20 protein-coding genes are annotated in these 21,174 nt (G+C 62.5%); 15 read left to right on the top strand and 5 right to left on the bottom strand.

The window, feature by feature from the left end; all coding sequences use genetic code 11:
* The first annotated feature begins 13 nt into the window (after window positions 1-13).
* Window positions 14-1,510 carry a CoA-acylating methylmalonate-semialdehyde dehydrogenase gene (locus NKI66_RS01410; protein WP_352750592.1) on the top strand — a complete coding sequence of 499 codons (1,497 nt, stop codon included), beginning with the start codon at window positions 14-16 and terminating at the stop codon, window positions 1,508-1,510.
* Between the two features lie 317 nt (window positions 1,511-1,827).
* The gene (locus tag NKI66_RS01405) at window positions 1,828-2,127 is read left to right on the top strand and encodes a hypothetical protein (protein ID WP_023811797.1); all 300 of its coding nucleotides are present in this window, start codon (window positions 1,828-1,830) and stop codon (window positions 2,125-2,127) included.
* 54 nt (window positions 2,128-2,181) lie between these two features.
* On the opposite strand, the gene NKI66_RS01400 is transcribed toward NKI66_RS01405, so the two are convergent.
* On the bottom strand, window positions 2,182-2,841 hold the full coding sequence (locus tag NKI66_RS01400; RefSeq protein WP_023811798.1) for a GntR family transcriptional regulator: 660 nt from the start codon (window positions 2,839-2,841) through the stop codon (window positions 2,182-2,184).
* Window positions 2,842-2,943: 102 nt separating this feature from the next.
* Here NKI66_RS01400 and NKI66_RS01395 point away from each other — a divergent pair, with 102 nt between their 5' ends.
* The 13 genes from NKI66_RS01395 (at window position 2,944) to NKI66_RS01335 (ending at window position 17,986) form a co-directional block, all read left to right on the top strand.
* On the top strand, window positions 2,944-3,837 hold the full coding sequence (locus NKI66_RS01395) for a dihydrodipicolinate synthase family protein (RefSeq protein ID WP_352440986.1): 894 nt from the start codon (window positions 2,944-2,946) through the stop codon (window positions 3,835-3,837).
* A gap of 59 nt (window positions 3,838-3,896) precedes the next feature.
* Entirely contained in the window at window positions 3,897-5,147 is a 1,251-nt protein-coding gene (locus NKI66_RS01390; protein WP_352750589.1) for an NAD(P)/FAD-dependent oxidoreductase, read from the top strand.
* A 31-nt stretch (window positions 5,148-5,178) separates the two neighbouring features.
* Window positions 5,179-6,180, top strand: a complete 1,002-nt coding sequence (locus NKI66_RS01385) for a 4-hydroxyproline epimerase (protein ID WP_352750587.1) — start codon at window positions 5,179-5,181, stop codon at window positions 6,178-6,180.
* A gap of 334 nt (window positions 6,181-6,514) precedes the next feature.
* On the top strand, window positions 6,515-7,417 hold the full coding sequence (locus NKI66_RS01380; protein ID WP_013529092.1) for a branched-chain amino acid ABC transporter permease: 903 nt from the start codon (window positions 6,515-6,517) through the stop codon (window positions 7,415-7,417).
* Window positions 7,418-7,421: 4 nt separating this feature from the next.
* A complete protein-coding gene (gene livM / locus NKI66_RS01375) occupies window positions 7,422-9,017 on the top strand; it encodes a high-affinity branched-chain amino acid ABC transporter permease LivM (RefSeq protein ID WP_352750585.1) in 1,596 nt (531 codons plus the stop codon).
* Window positions 9,017-10,573, top strand: a complete 1,557-nt coding sequence (locus tag NKI66_RS01370; protein WP_352750583.1) for an ATP-binding cassette domain-containing protein — start codon at window positions 9,017-9,019, stop codon at window positions 10,571-10,573. The genes livM and NKI66_RS01370 overlap by 1 nt, the downstream gene beginning before the upstream one ends.
* On the top strand, window positions 10,573-11,301 hold the full coding sequence (locus tag NKI66_RS01365; RefSeq protein ID WP_127296224.1) for an ABC transporter ATP-binding protein: 729 nt from the start codon (window positions 10,573-10,575) through the stop codon (window positions 11,299-11,301). The genes NKI66_RS01370 and NKI66_RS01365 overlap by 1 nt, the downstream gene beginning before the upstream one ends.
* A gap of 111 nt (window positions 11,302-11,412) precedes the next feature.
* Complete coding sequence (locus tag NKI66_RS01360) at window positions 11,413-11,760, top strand: DUF6867 family protein (RefSeq protein WP_023811804.1); 348 nt, start codon at window positions 11,413-11,415, stop codon at window positions 11,758-11,760.
* A 138-nt stretch (window positions 11,761-11,898) separates the two neighbouring features.
* Window positions 11,899-13,017: a branched-chain amino acid ABC transporter substrate-binding protein gene (locus NKI66_RS01355; RefSeq protein ID WP_127296222.1), complete on the top strand. Its 1,119-nt coding sequence runs from the start codon at window positions 11,899-11,901 to the stop codon at window positions 13,015-13,017.
* 284 nt (window positions 13,018-13,301) lie between these two features.
* Window positions 13,302-16,760 (top strand): pyruvate carboxylase, encoded by a 3,459-nt coding sequence (pyc, locus tag NKI66_RS01350; RefSeq protein ID WP_352611380.1) that lies wholly within the window; start codon window positions 13,302-13,304, stop codon window positions 16,758-16,760.
* A gap of 155 nt (window positions 16,761-16,915) precedes the next feature.
* Entirely contained in the window at window positions 16,916-17,176 is a 261-nt protein-coding gene (locus NKI66_RS01345) for a DUF2312 domain-containing protein (protein ID WP_013529099.1), read from the top strand.
* Between the two features lie 50 nt (window positions 17,177-17,226).
* Window positions 17,227-17,667, top strand: coding sequence for a hypothetical protein (locus tag NKI66_RS01340; protein WP_127296220.1), 441 nt, complete (start codon window positions 17,227-17,229; stop codon window positions 17,665-17,667).
* A gap of 7 nt (window positions 17,668-17,674) precedes the next feature.
* Window positions 17,675-17,986, top strand: coding sequence for a hypothetical protein (locus NKI66_RS01335; protein WP_127296219.1), 312 nt, complete (start codon window positions 17,675-17,677; stop codon window positions 17,984-17,986).
* An 83-nt stretch (window positions 17,987-18,069) separates the two neighbouring features.
* Here the strand turns inward: NKI66_RS01335 and msrB are convergent, their stop codons facing one another.
* The 4 genes from msrB to NKI66_RS01315 form a co-directional block, all read right to left on the bottom strand.
* On the bottom strand, window positions 18,070-18,474 hold the full coding sequence (gene msrB, locus NKI66_RS01330; RefSeq protein ID WP_127270383.1) for a peptide-methionine (R)-S-oxide reductase MsrB: 405 nt from the start codon (window positions 18,472-18,474) through the stop codon (window positions 18,070-18,072).
* Window positions 18,475-18,670: 196 nt separating this feature from the next.
* Window positions 18,671-19,468 carry an MBL fold metallo-hydrolase gene (locus NKI66_RS01325; RefSeq protein WP_352750581.1) on the bottom strand — a complete coding sequence of 266 codons (798 nt, stop codon included), beginning with the start codon at window positions 19,466-19,468 and terminating at the stop codon, window positions 18,671-18,673.
* Between the two features lie 19 nt (window positions 19,469-19,487).
* Window positions 19,488-20,678, bottom strand: a complete 1,191-nt coding sequence (locus NKI66_RS01320; RefSeq protein ID WP_128305326.1) for a vWA domain-containing protein — start codon at window positions 20,676-20,678, stop codon at window positions 19,488-19,490.
* 7 nt (window positions 20,679-20,685) lie between these two features.
* Window positions 20,686-21,132 (bottom strand): GNAT family N-acetyltransferase, encoded by a 447-nt coding sequence (locus NKI66_RS01315; protein WP_023811812.1) that lies wholly within the window; start codon window positions 21,130-21,132, stop codon window positions 20,686-20,688.
* Between the last annotated feature and the right edge of the window lie 42 nt (window positions 21,133-21,174).

Raw genomic sequence — 21,174 nt, 5'->3', positions numbered from 1 at the left:
AGGGAGAGAAATCATGATCGATTATGGTCATTTCATCGGCGGCAAGCATGTCGCCGGGACCAGCGGCCGCAAGCAGGATGTCATGCAGCCGATGGACGGCTCCGTGCGCGGCACGGTGGCGCTGGCCTCGCAGCCGGAACTGCGCGCGGCGGTCGAGAATGCCAAGGCAGCGCAGCCGAAATGGGCCGCGACCAACCCGCAGCGCCGCGTGCGCGTGCTGATGAAGTTTCTCGAACTGGTCGCCCGCGACTATGACGAACTGGCCGACATCCTGGCGCGTGAGCATGGCAAGACGATCGCCGACGCCAAGGGCGACATCCAGCGCGGCCTCGAAGTGGTCGAAGTGTGCATCGGCGCGCCGCATATGATGAAGGGCGAATTCACCGACGGCGCCGGCCCCGGCATCGACGTCTATTCGATGCGCCAGCCGCTCGGCGTCGTCGCCGGCATCACGCCGTTCAACTTCCCGGCAATGATCCCGCTGTGGAAGATCGCGCCGGCCATCGCCTGCGGCAACGCCTTCATCCTGAAGCCTTCGGAGCGCGATCCCGGCGTGCCGATGCGTATCGCCGAACTTTTCCTCGAAGCCGGCCTGCCGGCAGGCATCCTCAACGTCGTCAACGGCGACAAGGACGTGGTCGACGCCATCCTCGACGATCCCGACATCAAGGCCATCGGCTTTGTCGGCTCGACGCCGATCGCCCATTACATCTATTCGCGCGGCACGGCCGCCGGCAAGCGCGTGCAGTGCTTCGGCGGCGCCAAGAACCACATGATCATCATGCCCGATGCCGACATGGACCAGACCGTCGATGCGTTGATCGGCGCCGGCTACGGCTCGGCCGGCGAGCGGTGCATGGCGATCTCGGTCGCCGTCCCGGTCGGCAACGATACCGCCAACCGGCTGATGGAAAAACTGATCCCGCGCGTTGAAAGCCTGAAGGTCGGTCCTTCGACGGACTCTTCCGCCGATTTCGGCCCGCTGGTGACGGCGCAGGCATTGGAACGCGTTAAGGGCTATGTCGACACCGGCGTCAAGGAAGGCGCCAAGCTGGTCGTCGACGGCCGCGGCTTCTCCATGCAGGGTTATGAAGACGGCTACTATATGGGTGGCTGCCTGTTCGACAACGTGACCGCCGATATGCGCATCTACAAGGAAGAGATCTTTGGGCCGGTGCTCTCTGTTGTGCGCGCGCCGACCTATGAGAGCGCGATCAAGCTCGCCAACGATCACGAGATGGGCAATGGCGTCGCCATCTTCACCCGTGACGGCGATGCCGCGCGCGACTTTGCAAGCCGTGTCCAGGTCGGCATGGTCGGCATCAACGTGCCGATCCCGGTGCCGATCGCCTACTACACCTTCGGCGGCTGGAAGGCATCTTCCTTCGGCGATCTCAACCAGCACGGCCCGGACGCGTTCCGCTTCTACACCAAGACCAAGACGGTGACCTCGCGCTGGCCGTCCGGCATCAAGGACGGTGCCGAATTCGTCATCCCGACGATGAACTGAGCCGGACGACTTCTTGGTTGCGCGTCCTCGCCTTCGGCTGCGGTCGCGCGGGCGGGCATCAAGGACGGTGCTGAATTCGTCATCCCGACGATGAACTGACCGGACAACAAATTGGTTTGGATTCAAGACCTGGGCGCTCGCGCCCGGGCGTTTTTTTGCAATCCGGTGGCGACCCTATCCGCTTGAACGCTAATGTGATGGAACCAAGTAGGCATCTGCCGTCTTGGTTTGCAGTGCTGCCGCAAGGAGGCACGGCAGATCAAGCAACGGCGCTGGCGACAGCTTCGGGGACATCGTCTGGCGCAAGGAGGTGTCAGATGACCCGTCTTGTGGCAACGCTATTTTTCGCGGCGGTTTCCGCGTTTCCGGCCGCCCCGGCGATGGCAGAGCAATGCGCGGCCCGTGCGGATATGATCAAAGCGCTCGGGGAAAAATTCCACGAAAGCGAAGCGGCGCGGGGCTTGGTCAACCCGAGCCTGATTCTTGAGATATTCGTCTCCGACCAGGGCACCTGGACAATTCTTGCCACCGACACGCATGGTCAGAGCTGCGTCATCACGGCAGGCGAAGGCTGGGACGGTCCGTTGATGGCGGCGGCTGCCTTGCCCGGGACTTAACCCGAGCTTCGAGGAAGCGCCAACGACGAGAGCGCACCGGATATAAAAGGACGTTCAGCGCGTGGCGGCCGTCTCGGCGTGGCCGCGCAACAGCGCCATCAGGCGTTTGGCGTCCTTGGCCGCAGCCTCTTCGTCGCCCGCAAGGATCGAGCGGATCAGCGCTACATGGTGCTCGGCGGATTCGGCAAGACCGGTTTCGGCCTTGTAGCGGAACCAGAAGCGGCGGCTGTGGGTCTGCAAGGGGGCGGCCAAACGGGCGGCGAAGGGATTGTCGGCAGCCAGCGCCAGCGCTTCGTCGAGAGCCTTGTCGGCCTGGATGAAGGCAAGCACATTGCCCGAGATCACCGCTTTCTGCATGGCGAGCGCTGCTTCGTGAAACAAGTCGGCGGCTTCGCGGGTGACGAAGCGGGCGGCCGAGCGGGCGAGCACCACCTCGACGCCGCGACGTGCATCGAGGACGCGCAGCCAGTCGCCGGCATGGAGCGGGGCGATGGCGATCCCGGCGCGCGGCCTGATGTCAAGCAGCCCTTCCCAGGCCAACCGCTGGATCGCCTCGCGCACCGGTGTCCTGCCAAGCCCGAGCCTGTCGATCAGAGCGCCCTCGGTGACGAAGCTTGCCGGGGCCAGTTCGAGCGTGACGATCATGTGCTCGAGCACATGGTAGGCCCTGGTCGCGGCTGGCTCCGTCGCGGTGCTTGCTGCCGTGGATATCAAATGCGCTCTCCTGATATATCTTCAATATATCATAACGGAATCCGCATTGACAGCGGGTTTGTTTATAGATATACCACTGATATATCAGATGGAGAGATGATCATGTGGACCGGAGTTTTTCCTGCCGTCACGACCAAATTCACCGCGGATGATCGTCTCGATCATGCCGAGATGGAGCGCTGCTTCAGCCTGCAGATGGAGGCCGGCTGCGACGGCATCATCGTCTGCGGATCGCTCGGCGAAGGGCCGATGCTGTCGCCCGACGAGAAGATCGAGGTGCTGAAGACCGCACAGAAGGTCGCCGGCAAGAAGCCGGTGCTGCTGACCGTCAACGAGGCCGGCACACGCGAGGCGGCCAGCATCGCCAAGCGCGCGAGCCGGGAAGGCGCCAATGGCCTCATGGTCGTGCCGAGCCCGATCTACCACACCAATGCGGAAGAGACCGTCGGGGCGCTGCGCGCGGTCGCGCAGGCGGGCGACCTGCCGGTCATGATCTACTCCAATCGGCTTGCCTACCGCGTCGACGTCACCGTCGACCAGATGGAGGAGCTGGCGTCGGACAAGCGCTTTGTCGCGATCAAGGAATCCTCCGACGACATCCGTCGTTCGACCGAGATCATCAATCGCCTGGGCACTCGCTACGACCTGTTCACTGGCGTCGACAATCTGGCCTTCGAGGCGCTGTCGGTCGGCGCCATCGGCTGGGTCGCGGGACTGGTCACAGCCTTCCCGCGCGAGACCGTCGCCATATTCCAGCTGATGAAGCAGGGCCGCCGCGAGGAGGCGCTCGCCATCTACCGCTGGTTCCGGCCGCTGCTCGATCTCGATGTCTCGACTTACCTGGTCCAAAACATCAAGCTTGCCGAAGTGTTCGCGATCAACACAAATGACCGCGTTCGCATGCCGCGCCAGCCGCTGTCTGGAGAGCGCCGCAAGGCTGTCGAGAAGATCGTCAAGGATGCGCTCGCCGTGCGGCCGACACTGCCGCAGTTCTGAGCTGGTATGAAGCGAGCGGGGCGGAGACTGGGACATGCATGCAGGGGTGACGTACAAAGATGAATAGCGATGTTCCAATCGACATCGCCATCATCGGTGGCGGCATCATCGGCATCTGTGCCGCTGCGTCTCTCGCCGAGGCCGGACGCAGGGCCACCGTCTTCGACCGCACCGGCATTTGCGAGGAGACGAGCTCCGGCAATGCCGCCGCCTTCGCCTTCTCCGACGTGCTGCCGCTGGCCCACAAGGGCATGATCCGGCAGCTGCCGAAATGGCTGGCCGATCCGCTTGGCCCGCTCAGCATTCCGCCCGCCCATCTGCCGAGGCTTCTGCCCTGGCTAATCCGCTTCTGGCGCGCCGGGGCGCCCGGGAAATACGAGGCGAGCCTTGCCGCTCAGGCGGGCATGATGAAGCTCGCCGAAGCGGAGTGGATGGGCCTGCTCGATCGCTCCGGCACGCGGTCGATGCTGCGCGAAGATGGCTCGCTCGAGCTCTATGAAAGCGAAGCCGAATTTCAGGCCGGGCTGCCCGGCTGGGCGGCGCGTGAGCGTTTCGGCATCGGTTTCCGCCATGTCGAGGGCGAGGAACTGGCCGCCTTGCAGCCGGGGCTGTCGCCGCGCTTCATCAAAGGCACGTTCGTGCCGGGATGGAAGACGGTCGCCGACCCGAAACTGCTGGGCAAGGCGGTGTGGGCCTATGCGCAGGCCAAGGGCGCCCGCTTTGAGCTGGCCCGAATCAGCCAAGTCGCGGTGGATCAGGATGGTGCGACGCTGACGTTGGCAGACGGCACCACAAGGCAGGCGCGACACCTCGTCGTCGCCGCCGGCGCATGGTCGCATCTGCTGGCGCGGCAGCTCGGCGATCGCATTCCGCTGGAGACCGAGCGCGGCTACAACACCACGTTGCCGACGAGTGCCTTCGACGTGACGCGGATGCTGATCTTCTCCGGCCATGGTTTCGTCGTCACGCCGCTCGAAACGGGCCTGCGTGTCGGTGGCGCCGTTGAACTCGGCGGCATCGAGCGGCCGCCCAATTATGCCAGGTCGAAAGCGCTGCTGCGGAAGGCACAGAAATTCTTGCCGGGGCTCGATCCCTCGGGTGGGCGCGAATGGATGGGGTTCCGCCCCTCGCTGCCGGATTCAGTGCCAGTCATCGGCGGCGCGCCGGGAAAGCGGTCGGTGGTCTATGCCTTCGGCCATGGCCATCTCGGCCTGACCCAGGCGGCGGCCACCGGACGGTTGATCAGGGATCTTGTCCTGGGGCAGACTCCACCGATCGATCTGGCCCCCTTCAGTCCGCAACGATTTTGATATTTTCGGGTTTTGATTTTCGAGGAGCGTCATGGCCAAGAAATCCTTCTTCTGCATAGACGGCCACACCTGCGGCAATCCGGTGCGGCTGGTCGCTGGCGGCGGCCCGCTGCTGCAGGGCGCGACGATGATGGAGCGGCGTGCGCATTTTCTGGCCGAGTATGACTGGATACGCACCGGGCTGATGTTCGAGCCGCGCGGCCATGACGTGATGTCCGGTTCGATTCTCTATCCGCCGACGCGCGAGGATTGCGACATCGCCATCCTGTTCATTGAAACCTCCGGCTGCCTGCCGATGTGCGGTCATGGCACCATCGGTACGGTGACGATGGCCATCGAGCACGGACTGATCAAGCCGAAGACGCCGGGCGTGCTTCGGCTCGACACGCCGGCCGGCCTTGTCATCGCCGAATACAAACAGGTCGGCGACTATGTCGAGGAGGTGCGCATCACCAATGTGCCGTCCTTCCTCCATGCCGAGGGGCTGACGGTCGAATGCCCTGGGCTCGGCGAAATCACCGTCGATGTCGCCTATGGCGGCAACTTCTACGCCATCGTCGAACCACAGAAGAACTATCGCGACACGGCCGATTATTCGGCGGGCGACTTCATCGCCTGGAGCCCGGTGGTGCGCCAGCGGCTCAACGAGAAATATTCCTTCGTCCATCCCGAGAGCCCTGGCATCAACCGGCTGTCGCACATGCTGTGGACCGGTGCGCCGACGGTGGATGGCGCGGATGCCCGCAATGCCGTGTTCTACGGCGACAAGGCGATCGACCGCTCGCCCTGCGGCACCGGCACCTCGGCGCGCATGGCGCAGCTTCATGCCAAGGGCAAACTCAAGGCCGGCGACAGCTTCGTCCATGAATCGATCATCGGTTCGCTGTTCAAGGGCAAGGTCGAAAAGGATGTCAGCGTGGCCGGCAAGCCGGCCATCATTCCCTCGATCGGCGGCTGGGCGCGGATGACCGGACTGAACACCATCTTCATCGACGACCGCGACCCTTTCGCGCACGGATTTGTTGTCAAGTGATGGGACTCCTGACCTTGCGGAAAGCAACGGCCTGAAAAATGGATCGTGCCAAAAACGCAAGGATTCCTTTCATCACCTAATTTTGACGGCGATTTCTTCGAAACGGAGCGCATGATGCGGTCGAATCGTCAAAGACATTGCGTTATGCCAATGGTAGGGTCCGCGATAGTCCAGGGGCTGGATGATGGAAAACGGGCAATCGGACAGCGTGCTTCGAAAACACGCATGACGATTGAAAAATGACGTTGCAATCCGGGCTCGAAACTTTACGACTAGGGGAAATACGAAAAGGAATGCGTCTGCATGGGCGACATTTCAGGGGAGCCATGTACACATGCAGTATTTTGTCCAGCAGCTTATCAACGGGCTGACGCTGGGATCGATCTATGGGCTGATCGCGATCGGCTACACGATGGTCTACGGCATCATCGGCATGATCAATTTCGCCCATGGCGACATCTTCATGGTGGGTGCCTTCACGGCACTGATCGTCTTCCTCGCCCTTGGCGCGCTGTTCTATTCGGTGCCGGTTGTGCTGGCGCTGCTGATCATGATGATCGTGGCGATGCTGCTCACCAGCCTCTATAACTGGACGATCGAAAAGGTCGCCTACCGGCCGTTGCGCGGTTCGTTCCGACTGGCCCCGCTGATCACTGCCATCGGCATGTCGATCGCGCTGTCGAACTTCGTCCAGGTGACGCAGGGTCCACGCAACAAGCCGATCCCGCCGATGGTCAGCCAGGTTTACAACATCAACGGCATCAGCGTGTCGCTGAAGCAGATCATCATCGTCGTCGTCACGGCGCTGCTGCTGGCGCTGTTCTGGTATCTGGTCAACAAGACCTCGCTCGGGCGAGCGCAACGGGCCTGTGAGCAGGACCGCAAGATGGCGGCGCTGCTCGGCATCGATGTCGACCGTACCATCTCGATCACCTTCATCATGGGTGCGGCCCTTGCCGCGGTCGCCGGCACTTTGTTCCTGATGTATTACGGCGTCATTGCCTTCTCGGATGGCTTCACGCCGGGCGTGAAGGCCTTCACGGCGGCGGTGCTGGGCGGCATTGGTTCGCTGCCTGGGGCGGTGGTCGGCGGGCTGATGATCGGCTTCATCGAGAGCATGTGGTCGGCCTATTTCTCGATCGACTACAAGGACGTCGCGGCGTTCTCGATCCTGGCCATCGTGCTGATCTTCCTGCCTTCCGGCATATTGGGCCGGCCAGAAGTCGAAAAGGTCTGAGACTATGGCCGTCACCGTATCTCCGGAGCGCGACACCGTCGCCACCCCCATGCAGCGCGCGTTGCGCGAGGCACTTTATGCCGCTGCCATATCGTTCGGCCTGTTCGTGCTGTTCATCGGCCTGAAGACCGGCCAGAACATTTCCAATGAACTGGTCCTGACGACACGCTGGGGCCTGCTTGCCGCCGTGGTGATCGCCACGGCTGTCGGGCGCTTCCTCTATGTCGCTTATGGCCAGCCCTTCCTCGCCAACCAGAAGATCACCGACGTCGCCACCGGCCTGCTGCCGGCCACCGTGGCGTCACGCTTCTTCCAGTTGCCGGCCTTCATCGTGGCCTTGGTCGCGGCGGTGGTGTTGTTTGCGGTCAACAGCTCTCTCGTCGGATGGGTGGGAGCCGAGCCGGCGGGCTATCTGCAGTTCCTGCGCGCCCTGGCAGTCATCTATGTGCTGGCCTGCGTGATCTATTATTTCCGGGGCTTCATTCATGCCAATTTCACCAAACTCGGCATTGCCGCGCTGATCCTCTATCCGATCCTGGTGGTGGCGATCCTGTCGCTGATGTCCTGGTCGTTCGTCGGCGGGCTGCAAGGCTCGCTGAAATGGGTCGACAATTTCGGCATCCAGATCCTGATCTATGTGATGCTGGCCTGGGGCCTGAACATCGTCGTCGGCCTCGCCGGCCTGCTCGATCTCGGTTATGTCGCCTTCTACGCAGTCGGCGCCTATGCCTATGCGCTGCTCGGCACGCAATACGGCCTGTCGTTCTGGATCCTTTTGCCGGCCGCCGGCGCCATGGCCGCCTTCTGGGGCGTGCTGCTCGGTTTTCCGGTGCTGCGCCTGCGCGGCGACTATCTGGCGATCGTCACCTTGGCTTTCGGTGAGATCATCCGCCTGGTGCTGATCAACTGGCGCGAGGTCACCAACGGTTCGGCCGGTATTTCCGGCATTCCGAAGGTCACCTTCTTCGGCTTGATGACCTTCAACGTGTCCGACCCCAATTACATCGCCAAGGTGCTGCACCTCGCCACCTCGAGCGCCTACTACAAGATCTTCCTTTATTACCTGATCCTGGCGCTGGCGCTGCTGACAGCCTTCGTCACTATCCGGCTGCGGCGCATGCCGGTCGGCCGTGCCTGGGAAGCGTTGCGGGAGGACGAGATCGCCTGCCGCTCGCTCGGCATCAACACCACCACCACGAAGCTTACAGCCTTCGCCACGGGTGCGATGTTCGGCGGCTTCGCCGGCGCGTTCTTCGCCGCACGGCAGGGCTTCGTCAGCCCGGAATCCTTCGTCTTCCTGGAATCGGCCATCATCCTGGCCATCGTCGTTCTCGGTGGCATGGGCTCGCTGGTGGGCATCGCGGTCGCCGCAATGGTGATGATCGGCGGCACCGAGGCGTTGCGCGAACTCGACTTCCTCAAGCAGGTCTTCGGACCGGACTTCACACCGGAACTCTACCGCATGCTTCTGTTCGGCATGGCCATGGTCATCGTCATGCTGTGGAAGCCGCGCGGCTTCGTCGGCAGTCGTGAACCAACCGCCTTCCTCAAGGAGCGAAAGGCTGTCTCAAGCTCCTTCACCAAGGAAGGACACGGCTGATGAATGCGAACCCTGTTCAGAAGGCCAATTCCGGCGTGAACGACGCTATCCTGCAGGTCGATCATCTGTCGATGAAGTTCGGCGGCCTGGTGGCCATCGGCGATCTGTCTTTCGCCGCCAAGCGCGGCGAGATCACCGCGCTGATCGGCCCCAACGGCGCCGGCAAAACCACGGTGTTCAACTGCATCACCGGCTTTTACAAGCCCTCGGAAGGCATGATCACGCTCAACCGGAACGATGGTTCGACCTTCCTGCTCGAGCGGCTGCCCAACCATGAGATCCCGGCGCGCGCCAAGGTGGCGCGCACCTTCCAGAACATCCGCCTGTTCTCCGGCATGACCCTGCTGGAGAACCTGCTGGTCGCCCAGCACAACAAACTGATGAAGGCATCGGGCTACACGGTCCTCGGCCTGTTCGGCTTCAGCGGCTATCGCAAGGCCTCGGCCGAGTCGGTGGAGCTCGCCAAGCATTGGCTGGAAAAGGCCGATCTTGTCGACCGTGCCGACGACCCGGCCGGCGACCTGCCCTATGGCGCGCAGCGCCGTCTCGAAATCGCTCGCGCCATGTGCACGGGACCCGAGCTTCTGTGCCTCGATGAGCCGGCGGCCGGCCTCAATCCGAAGGAATCGGCGGCGCTCAACGAGCTGCTGATCGACATCAAGAACACCTCCGGCACCTCGATCCTGTTGATCGAGCACGACATGTCGGTGGTCATGCAGATATCCGACCATGTCGTGGTTCTGGAGTATGGCCGGAAGATTTCCGACGGCAGTCCGCAGTCTGTGCGCACCGATCCGCGCGTCATCGCCGCCTATCTCGGCGTCGACGACGAAGAAGTCGAAGCCGTCCTTACCGAAGTCGGCGACGAAGATGTCATCGAACAGCTCGATACAGGGCCGGATGCCGCGCATGGTCCGGGAACATCGTCGTCCTATCTCGCCGGGCCGGTGACCGACACGGTCGGCCACAGTTCGGGCGAGCGGGTTACGGTGGCCAAGGGAGCGTCAAAGGCCGGTCAGGTCGACGCCAGGTCGCTCGCCGCGGCAAACAAGGCAGCCTCGCTGGCAGCCGTACCGGCGGCGAAGGCAAAGCCTACTCCGAAAGCGGCTTCAAAGGCGGCAACCGGCACGGCGGCGAAGTCGACCGCGTCGGCCAAGCCGGCAGTCAAGGCCACGGCGAAGGCTGGAGAGATCTCCAATCGGCTGGCGGCGCCTCGCGGCGGCAAGGCCGATAATTTGACCCGCATCAAGGGCATCGGTACGGTCAACGAGAAGAAGCTCAACGATCACGGCATCTTCCACTTCGACCAGATCGGCGCCTGGAAAAAGGCCGACGTCGAGGCCGCCGAAGCCTATCTCGCCTTTGACGGACGTATCGCGCGCGAGGAATGGGTCAAACAGGCCAGGCTGCTCGGCCAGGGCAAGGACACGGAATTCTCGCGCCGCGTCGACGCGGGCAAGGTGGCGACAAGCCATGCTTCCGCAAAGACTGCAAAGGCAGCCTCCGGAAAGACCGCGAGCAAGACCGCGGCGGGCAAGCGTGGAGGGGGCAAGTGATGGCCGCGACAACGCTGCTCGATATCAAGGGCGTGCAGACTTACTACGGCAACATCCGAGCCTTGAACGGCGTCGATGTCACTGTGAAGGAAGGTGAGATCGTGGCGCTGATCGGTGCCAATGGCGCCGGCAAGTCGACGCTGATGATGACCATTTTCGGCGCGCCGCGGGCTCGCGCCGGCACCATCACCTTTGCCGGCACCGACATAACCCAGATGCCGACGCACGAGATCGCGCGCATGCGCATTGCCCAGTCGCCCGAGGGCCGGCGGATCTTTCCGCGCATGACGGTGATGGAAAACCTGCAGATGGGCGCCAGCCTCGACAACCTCAAGCATTATGACGAGGACGTCGAGAAGGTGTTCACGCTGTTCCCGCGTTTGAAAGAGCGCATCACCCAGCGCGGCGGCACGCTGTCGGGCGGTGAGCAGCAGATGCTGTCGATCGGACGCGCGCTGATGGCACGACCGAAGCTGCTTTTGCTCGACGAGCCGTCGCTGGGTCTCGCGCCGCTGATCGTCAAGCAGATCTTCGACGCCATCCGCGAACTGAACCGCACCCAGGGGCTGACCGTGTTCCTGGTCGAGCAGAACGCCTTCGGCGCGCTCAAGCTCGCCACGCGCGGCTACGTCATGGTCAACGGCAATGTGACGATGAGCGGCACCGGCAAGGAGCTGCTCGCCAATCCGGAAGTGCGCGCCGCCTATCTCGAAGGCGGACACCACTGAGTTCGGAGCGGAATGCGTGCATTCGCCATTCCGCTCCAGATTGTTTGTTTGTCGCATGATCTTGTCCGGAAAGTCCGCAACTTTTCGGGATCATGCTAAGGAGACTTCACCATGCAGGGCATTCTTTACGAGGAACCCTCGATCTGGCAGTTCTTCTTCGTCACCTGTCTGCTCGGCGGCTGGGCGGCGTGGATGACGGGCAAGGCCAGTGCTCAGACGTGGCGCAGCTTCATCCAGCTGTTCGCCTATATGCTGGGCCTCGGCATCGCGATCCGCTTCATCCATCACGCGCTGTTCGGCGGCACCATGTTCTCGCTGCACTATTATGTCGTCGACACCATCGTGCTGATGATCCTCGGCTTCGTCGGCTATCAATACACGCGCACCAACCAGATGGTGACACAGTATAATTGGCTCTACGAAAGAGCTTCACTCTTGAGCTGGAAACCGAAAGGTTGACGTTCATCATTAACGCCGCCTCGAAATTGAATCGGCGTGACAAGTGCCTGAAAATCGGCAAACTATGCTTTCTGCGATAAGGGTGGGCATCGCATGAAAGCTTCATCCACGCCCACTCCGTTAATGGGAGCGTTTTAAATGAAAAAGTCACTTTTGTCCGCCGTCGCCCTGACCGCGCTGGTCGCGTTCGGCGGCAACGCGTGGGCTGACGTCATGTTCGGCGTCGCAGGTCCGATCACCGGTCCGAACGCCGCCTTCGGCGCGCAGCTTCAGAAGGGCGCGGAAGCGGCCGTCGCCGACATCAATGCCAAGGGCGGCATCAATGGCGAGCAGATCAAGCTTGAGGTCGGCGACGACGTTTCCGATCCGAAGCAGGGTATCTCGGTCGCCAACAAGTTCGTCGGCGACGGTGTCAAGTTCGTGGTCGGCCACTTCAACTCGGGCGTCTCGATCCCGGCATCGGAAGTCTATGCGGAAAACGGCATCGTCGAAGTGACGCCGGCCGCTACCAACCCGCAGTTTACCGAGCGCGGTCTGTGGAACGTGTTCCGCACCTGCGGACGCGATGACCAGCAGGGCAGCATTGCCGGCGCTTATCTCGCCGCGAACTTCAAGGACGCCAAGATCGCCGTCGTGCACGACAAGACCACCTACGGCCAGGGCCTTGCCGACGAAACCAAGAAGGCAATGAATGCCAAGGGCCTGACGGAAGTCATGTATGAAGGCATCAATGTCGGCGACAAGGACTTCTCGGCGCTGATCGCCAAGATGAAGGAAGCCGGCGTTTCGATCATCTATTGGGGCGGCCTGCACACCGAAGCCGGCCTGATCATCCGCCAGGCGGCCGACCAGGGCCTCAAGGCGACGCTGGTCTCCGGCGACGGCATCGTGTCGAACGAACTGGCTTCGATCGCGGGTGACGCGGTTGCGGGCACGCTCAACACGTTCGGCCCGGATCCGCGCCTGATCCCCGCCAACAAGGAACTCGTCGAGAAGTTCCGCGCGCAGGGTTTCGAACCTGAAGCCTACACGCTCTACTCCTACGCCGCCGTGCAGGCTATCGCCGAGGCAGCGACCGCTGCCAAGTCGAACGATCCGCAGGCAGTTGCCAAGGCGCTGCATGAAAACGGCCCGTTCAAGACCGTGCTCGGCGATCTGTCCTATGACGCCAAGGGCGACCCCACGCTGCCCGGCTACGTGATGTACGAATGGAAGAAGGGCGACGACGGCAAGTACACCTACATCCAGAAGATGTAAGACTCGTCAGTCTCCAGACCGTTTACGGATGCCCGGCGCCTCGCGCCGGGCATTTTCTTTTTGTCATCAGGGGCGGCCGATGGAGCCGGGTCCCTTAGCCGGGAATGATCGCGCGTCACGGCAGAGCCGGCGCTTTTTCTGGCTGTTTGGATGAATGCGAAGGCCTCTGGTGCAATGATTCCATTTCAATCGGTTTAAATGCGCGTCAAATTTGTTTGCACTGCAGCATTTTCACGCTAATCATTGCGCCGATTTCTCTTCCTTCCGTTGCTGGAGCCCAGTCCTTGGCCATCACGAAGATCCTCGTCGCCAACCGGTCCGAAATCGCCATTCGCGTCTTTCGCGCGGCCAACGAACTCGGCCTCAAAACCGTGGCGATCTGGGCCGAAGAAGACAAATACTCCCTGCATCGCTTCAAGGCCGACGAGAGCTACCAGGTCGGGCGCGGACCGCATCTGACCCGGGACATGGGGCCGATCGAAAGCTATCTGTCGATCGAGGAGGTGATCCGCGTCGCCAGGCTGTCGGGTGCCGATGCTATCCATCCCGGCTACGGATTGTTGTCGGAAAGTCCCGAATTCGCCGACGCCTGTGCCGAAGCCGGCATTACCTTCATCGGGCCGAAGCCGGACACAATGCGGCGGCTCGGCAACAAGGTCGCGGCGCGCAATCTCGCCATCGAGGTCGGGGTGCCGGTGATCCCCGCCACCGATCCGTTGCCGGATGACATGGAGGCGGTCAAGAAACTGGCCAAGGGAATCGGCTACCCCGTGATGCTGAAGGCATCATGGGGTGGCGGCGGCCGCGGCATGCGCGCCATCCGCGCCGAAGCCGACCTTGCTCGTGAAGTCACCGAAGGCAAGCGTGAGGCGAAAGCCGCCTTCGGCAAGGACGAGGTCTATCTCGAAAAGCTGATCGAACGCGCGCGCCATGTCGAGGTGCAGGTGCTGGGCGACACCCATGGCAATGCGGTGCACCTGTTCGAGCGCGACTGTTCGATCCAGCGCCGCAACCAGAAGGTCGTCGAGCGGGCGCCGGCGCCCTATCTCGAAATGTCGCAGCGCGAGGAGCTTTGCGGCCATGCGCTGAAGATCGCCCGCGAGACCAGTTATATCGGCGCCGGCACGGTCGAGTTCCTGCAGGATGCCGACACCGGCAAATTCTATTTCATCGAGGTCAACCCGCGCATCCAGGTCGAGCACACCGTCACCGAGCAGGTGACCGGCATCGATATCGTCAAGGCGCAGATCCATATCCTCGACGGCTTTGCCATCGGCACACCGGAATCAGGCGTGCCGGCGCAGAAGGACATAAGGCTGAACGGCCACGCGCTGCAGTGCCGCATCACCACGGAAGACCCCGAGCACAATTTCATCCCCGACTACGGACGCATCACCGCCTATCGCGGCGCAACAGGCTTCGGCATCCGCCTCGATGGCGGCACCGCCTATTCGGGCGCTGTCATCACCCGCTTCTACGATCCGCTGCTGGAGAAGGTGACGGCGTGGGCGCCGACGCCGGCCGAGACGATCGCCCGCATGAACCGGGCGCTGCGCGAGTTCCGCATCCGCGGCGTCGCCACCAATCTGACCTTCCTCGAAGCGATCATCAACCACCCGAGCTTCGCCGACAATTCCTACACGACCAAGTTCATCGACACGACGCCGGAACTGTTCCAGCAGGTCAAGCGTCAGGACCGCGCCACCAAGCTCATCAACTATCTCGCCGACGTCAGCGTCAACGGCCATCCCGAGACGCGCGGCCGGCCGCAGCCGAAGGCCGATGCGGCCGCACCCGTGGTGCCTTACCTCAACGGCAATGTGCCCGGCGGCAGCAAGCAGAAGCTGGATGTGCTCGGGCCGGAGAAGTTCGCCGCCTGGATGCGCGATCAGAGGCAAGTGCTGGTCACCGACACGACGATGCGCGATGGCCACCAGTCGTTGCTCGCCACCCGTGTGCGAACGCATGACATTGCCGGCATCGCCGGTACTTATGCGCGTGCCTTGCCGCAGCTTCTATCGCTGGAATGCTGGGGCGGCGCCACCTTCGATGTCGCCATGCGCTTCCTCACCGAGGATCCGTGGGAGCGGCTGTCGCTGGTGCGCGAGGCGGCGCCCAATCTGCTGTTGCAGATGCTGCTGCGCGGCGCCAATGGCGTCGGCTACACCAACTATCCCGACAATGTCGTGCAGCATTTCGTCAAGCAGGCAGCAAGCGGTGGCATCGACCTGTTCCGGGTCTTCGATTGCCTGAACTGGGTCGACAATATGCGCGTCGCCATGGATGCGGTCGGTGCCGAGGGTAAGCTGATCGAAGCGGCGATCTGCTACACCGGCGACATCCTCGATCCGGCGCGGGCGAAATACGACCTCAAATACTATGTCGGCCTGGCCAGGGAATTGCAGGCGGCCGGCGCCCACATCATTGCCGTCAAGGACATGGCCGGACTGCTAAAGCCGGCGGCGGCACGCGTGCTGTTCAAGGCGCTGCGCGAGGCGACCGACCTGCCGATCCATTTCCACACCCACGACACGTCGGGCCTGTCGGCGGCGACGGTGCTGGCGGCGGTGGAAAGCGGCGTCGACGCCATAGACGCGGCGATGGATGCTTTCTCCGGCAACACCTCGCAGCCATGCCTTGGCTCGCTCGTCGAGGCGCTGAAGGGCACCGAACGCGACCCCGGTCTCGACCCGCAATGGATCAGGAAAATCTCGTTCTACTGGGAAGCGGTGCGCAACCAGTACGCCGCCTTTGAAAGCGACCTCAAGGGGCCGGCTTCGGAAGTCTATCTGCACGAGATGCCGGGCGGGCAGTTCACCAATTTGAAGGAACAGGCGCGCTCGCTCGGACTGGAGACGCGCTGGCACGAGGTGGCGCAGACCTATCACGACGTCAATCTGATGTTCGGCGACATCGTCAAGGTGACGCCGTCCTCCAAGGTCGTCGGCGACATGGCATTGATGATGGTCAGCCAGGATCTCACCGTTGCCGATGTCGAAAACCCGGACAAGGATATCGCATTCCCGGATTCGGTGGTCTCGATGCTGCGCGGCGACCTTGGCCAGTCGCCAGGCGGGTGGCCGGCGGCGCTGCAGGGGAAGGCGCTGAAGGGCGACAAGCCGATCACGGTGCGGCCCGGCTCACTGCTCAAGCCAGCCGACCTAAAGGCCAACCGCAAGGAAATCGAGGAGAAGCTCGAGCGCAAGCTGTCGGAGTTCGAATTCGCCTCGTGGCTGATGTATCCAAAGGTGTTTACGGATTTCGCCGGAGCGCAGGAAACCTATGGGCCGGTCAGCGTCCTGCCGACGCCGACCTATTTCTACGGCATGAAGCCGGAAGACGAGATCTTCGTCGACATCGAGAAAGGCAAGACGCTGGTGGTCCGATGCCTTGCCATCGGCGATGTCGACGAAAAGGGCATGGTCACCGTGTTCTTCGAGCTCAACGGCCAGCCGCGTCGTGTCAAGGTGCCCGACCGGGCGCATGGCGCGTCCGCCGCCAAGGCCCGCCGCAAGGCCGAACCCGGCAACGAGGCGCATGTCGGCGCACCGATGCCGGGCGTCGTCTCGGCGCTTTCGGTGGCTGCCGGCCAAGCTGTGAAGGCCGGTGACGTGCTGCTTTCCATCGAAGCGATGAAGATGGAGACGGCGCTGCATGCCGAGCGCGACGGTACGGTCGCCGAGGTGCTGGTCAAGGCAGGCGACCAGATCGATGCCAAGGATCTGCTGATCGCTTTCAATTAGAGTTCGCAAAACGGACTGGTTGTCGGCTTCTGGCGGCAGCCCGCGTGGCTTGGTCGATAACGGCTTGACCCGTCGCCGCCGGTCGGGCATCGAACCGGCTCAAATTTTGCCGCAGTCGTCCGCGAGTCGCGGAGCCGATGCTTTTGGAGAAAAATATGGCCGACGATATCACCGATACCAGCCAGACTGTTGCCGCCGGCCAGCTGCGTGCCTTCATCGAGCGCATAGAGCGGCTCGAGGAAGAGAAGAAAACCATTTCCGACGATATCAAGGAAGTGTTCGCCGAGGCCAAGGGCACTGGGTTCGACACTAAGGCGATGCGCACGATCATCCGGCTGCGCAAGAAGGACCAGGCCGAGCGGCAGGAAGAGGAAACCATCCTCGATCTGTACAAGGCCGCGCTCGGCATGGTGTAAGATCAGCCGGCCCCGGCACCGACACGGTTGCCGGAGATACGGTTTAAGCCATGAGCGAATTCGACTTCGGCGCCCGCCGCGCCTCTGAATTCCGCCAGCGCGGCTTCTGGACGCTGTTCGCTGAGCGGCATCCGGAAGAAAGGGCTCTGATGGCGCGGCGCGGACCCTGGTTCTGGCAGCGCGGGCTGCCCGACTTCGCCTTGGTCCTTTCCATGTATGTCGCGCCGGCGCAGAACCAGGTCGGCGTCTTCTTCGGTCGCAACGAGAAGTTCGGCGCCACGCAAGCCTGGTCGCGGCTGAAGCCGTTTCAGCGTGAAATCGAAGACAGGCTGAAGCTCAGGCCGGAACAGAGTTGCGAGGGCCTCGGCATCAATTCGATGTGGCGGGTGAACTGCTATGCCGAGGACAACTGGCCAGCCATGGCCGACTGGCTGGTGACCGAATGTTCGCGCTTCGAGCGTGCGGTAACCGAAGTCCTGGGGCAGGGATAGATATCCGGTGTTGCCAGAAGGTATCGGCTCCTTTTTCCGCTCACGCTGGCAAGGCCAGGTGCCGCTCGACCGGCTGTTCTGGCGCGACCTTGTCCTCGTCGGCACCGCGGTCAGCATCGTCGCATCGGTGCTGGCGCTCGTCTTGCTCGGATTGAAGTTGCCGCTCGGGCTTGTGCTGGCAGTGCATTTCGCGTCGGTGCCCTACAGCCTGTTCCTGACCTTGGCGGTGTGGCGGACCACCGAAAAGATTCCCGGGGCCAAGGCCTGGATGATGACGCTGGGCGCCACGCTGTGGCTGGTGGCGATGATCGTGGTCTGATCGTCTGCCCAGAGGGGGGCGACGGATATTTAAACGAAAAGGGCGACAGATGCCGCCCTTTCATAGTGTCGAACCCGGATGGCTCAGGCCGAGGGCTCGAATTTCAGCGCCACGCCGTTGATGCAATAGCGCAGGCCGGTCGGCGGCGGGCCGTCCTCGAAGACATGGCCGAGATGGCTGCCGCAGCGGGCGCAATGGCATTCGGTGCGAACCATGCCGTAGCTGCGGTCGACGGTGTTTTCGACCGAGCCCGGCACCGGGTCGTTGAAGCTCGGCCAGCCGGTGCCGCTCTCGAACTTCAGCTTGGATTCGAACAAAGGCTGGTCGCAGCCGGCGCAGGAAAAGGTGCCGGCGCGCTTCTCGTAGAGCAAAGCGCAGCTTCCCGGCCGCTCGGTGCCGTGACCGCGCATGACGGCATACTGCTCCGGCGTCAGCCGGGCGCGCCATTCGGCGTCGGTGCGGGTTACAGGGTAGGTGTGGGTGTCCATGTGATCTCCTCAGCCTTGCCGGCTCGCTCCTACAGCGCCGCGCGTCCATCGGACGCGCAAGGGACGCTGTAGCACTTTGGTTTTGCGCATGATCCTTTCCGAACCGGAGGTTCGGGGTCATGCGCGGATTGCAACCTCATATTCGCACCAAGATAGGCATTTGTTACGGCATTTTCCCGCATTTTCGATTGGGTTCTCATGCGATCGCCGCCAGATAGCGATTGACCGAGCCAGCCAACGCCGCTTTTGCGCCCCCGATGATGTTCTGGTTCCACCACGCGCCGTAGATATGGTCGAACGCGAATGGCTCCAGCGCCGCCGCGATGCGGCGCACGGCCGCTGCATTGAGCGGAATGTAGTTCGGATAACTGTACATGAAGCTGACATGGCGGCGCGTCGGCGTCACCTGCAGGATATCGCCGGCCAGCAAGACGTCGCCGCCATCGCGTTTCCAGTGCAGCACCTGACCGCCGGCAAAGTGGCCACCGCAGCGGATGAGCGTCAGCGAAGGGTTTATGGCCAGCGTCTCGCCTTCCCAGCTGACGATCGCCTTGTGCGGCCGCATGATCCACTGGCGGTCATCGGCGTGGAGATAGATCGGCACGCCGCCAAACGCCTCGCTCCAACAGACCATCACCGAATAATAATGGCAGTGCGAGATGGCGATCGCCGCCAGGCCGCCGCGGCGGTTGATCTCGGCCACCGCCTCGTCGCTGACCATCGAAACGCAGTCCCACAGCACGTTGCCGTGTGGCGTCTGTGCCAGCAGCGCCCGCTGGCCGATGGCGAAGCGCGGCTCGATGCCGAAGGCGAGAACGCCGGCATCATCCTTCATCACAAGCCGATGCCCTTCAGCAAGTTCCTCCGGCGTGATCCACGCCTGCCCTTCCCAGCGCACATATTGGCGCTCGTCCTCGCAGATCGGGCAATGTCTTGGCGGCGTCTCTGTCGCCGCGAACTGGACGCCGCATTGCAGGCAGAGGAAGCAGATCATCGGATCTCCTGTCGGTCTTTCAGTGCTTTCTTGAAAGCTGCCTGGTCGCGCCTTCAAGCCCGGCCAAAGTCAGCGGGAACATGCGGCCGCCGAAGATGTCGCGGATCATCGCAATCGAATGGGTGTAGCCCCAGTTCTTGGGGTCTTCGGGGTTCAGCCATACCGCGTTCGGCCATTGCTGCAGCAGACGGCCGAGCCAGACGCTGCCTGCCTCCGGATTCCAGTGCTCGACCGAACCGCCGGGGTGAGCGATCTCGTAAGGGCTCATCGAGGCGTCACCGACGACGATCACCTTGTAGTCCGGGCCATATTTGTGGAGGAGGTCGAAGGTCGGAATCACCTCGGCATGCCTGCGGCGATTATCCTTCCACACACCCTCATAGAGGCAGTTGTGGAAGTAAAAATATTCGAGCTGGCGGAATTCGGCGCGGGCGGCCGAGAACAGCTCCTCGACGCTCTTGATGTGGTCGTCCATCGAGCCGCCGACATCGAAGAACATCAAAAGCTTCACCGCGTTGCGGCGTTCGGGCCGCGTCTGCACGTCGAGATAGCCATGTTCGGCGGTGGCGTGGATGGTGCCGGGCAGGTCGAATTCCTCCTCGGCGCCTTCGCGCACCCAGCGACGCAGCCGCTTCAGCGCGATCTTGATGTTGCGGGTGCCGAGTTCGACGGCATCATCGAAATTCCTGAACTCACGTCTGTCCCACACCTTCACCGCGCGGCGGTTGCGGCTTTCATGCTGGCCGATACGCACACCTTCGGGATTGTAGCCATAGGCACCGAAGGGCGAGGTGCCGCCGGTGCCGATCCATTTCGAGCCGCCCTGGTGGCGGCCTTTTTGCTCGTCCAGCCGCTGCTTCAAGGTCTCCATCAATTTCTCGAAACCGCCCAGCGCCTCGACCAGTTTTTTCTCTTCGTCGGTCAGGTGCTTTTCGGCGATGCGGCGCAACCATTCCTCGGGAATGTCAGCGACATCGACGGCATCCGGCCCGCCCAGCGCTTCGATGCCCTTGAAGACATGCGCAAACACCTGGTCGAAGCGGTCGATATGGCGCTCGTCCTTCACCAGCACCGCACGGGCGAGGTAATAAAAACCTTCGACGTCGTAGTCGACCAGCCCGGCTTCCAGTCCCTCCAGCAGCGACAGATATTCCCTGAGCGAAACGGGAACACGCGCGGCCTTCAGTTCGAGGAAGAAGGGGATGAACATTGTCTATCTACAGCAGATCATACTCGATGAAGCCGGTGCGGCGCGCGACATGGTCGTAGAGTTTGCGCGCGGTGGTGTTGGTTTCGTGCGTCATCCAGTAAACGTTCTTGACGCCGATTTTCGCGGCTTCTTGTCTTACTGCCTCGATTAGCGCCGCGCCTATGCCCTTGCCGCGCATGTCAGGGTCGGCGAACAGGTCCTGCAGATAGCAGTTGTTTTTTTCCGACCAGCCTGAGCGGTGGTAGAGATAGTGGGTGAGCCCTACCGCCTTGCCGTCCAGCGTGGCGATGAAGCCTTTCGGCTCGAACTCACCCTCGGTGAACAGCCGCTTCCAGGTGATGGCGTAGACCTCTTCCGGCAGCTTCGTCTCATAGAAGGTGAGGTAGTCGGTCCACAGCCGCCGCCAATCGGCGCGGTCGGACTGCGCGAGCGGGCGGACGATAATCTCAGACATGTCATCTCCTCTGAAGGTTTGGCCGAGGCTGCCTGCCTGTTC

Origin of the sequence: Mesorhizobium sp. M0518 (genome assembly GCF_040321125.1) — a bacterium.
Taxonomy (GTDB): domain Bacteria; phylum Pseudomonadota; class Alphaproteobacteria; order Rhizobiales; family Rhizobiaceae; genus Mesorhizobium.
Note: the sequence above shows the minus strand (reverse complement) of the source record. Positions and strands in the feature narration are given on the sequence as shown.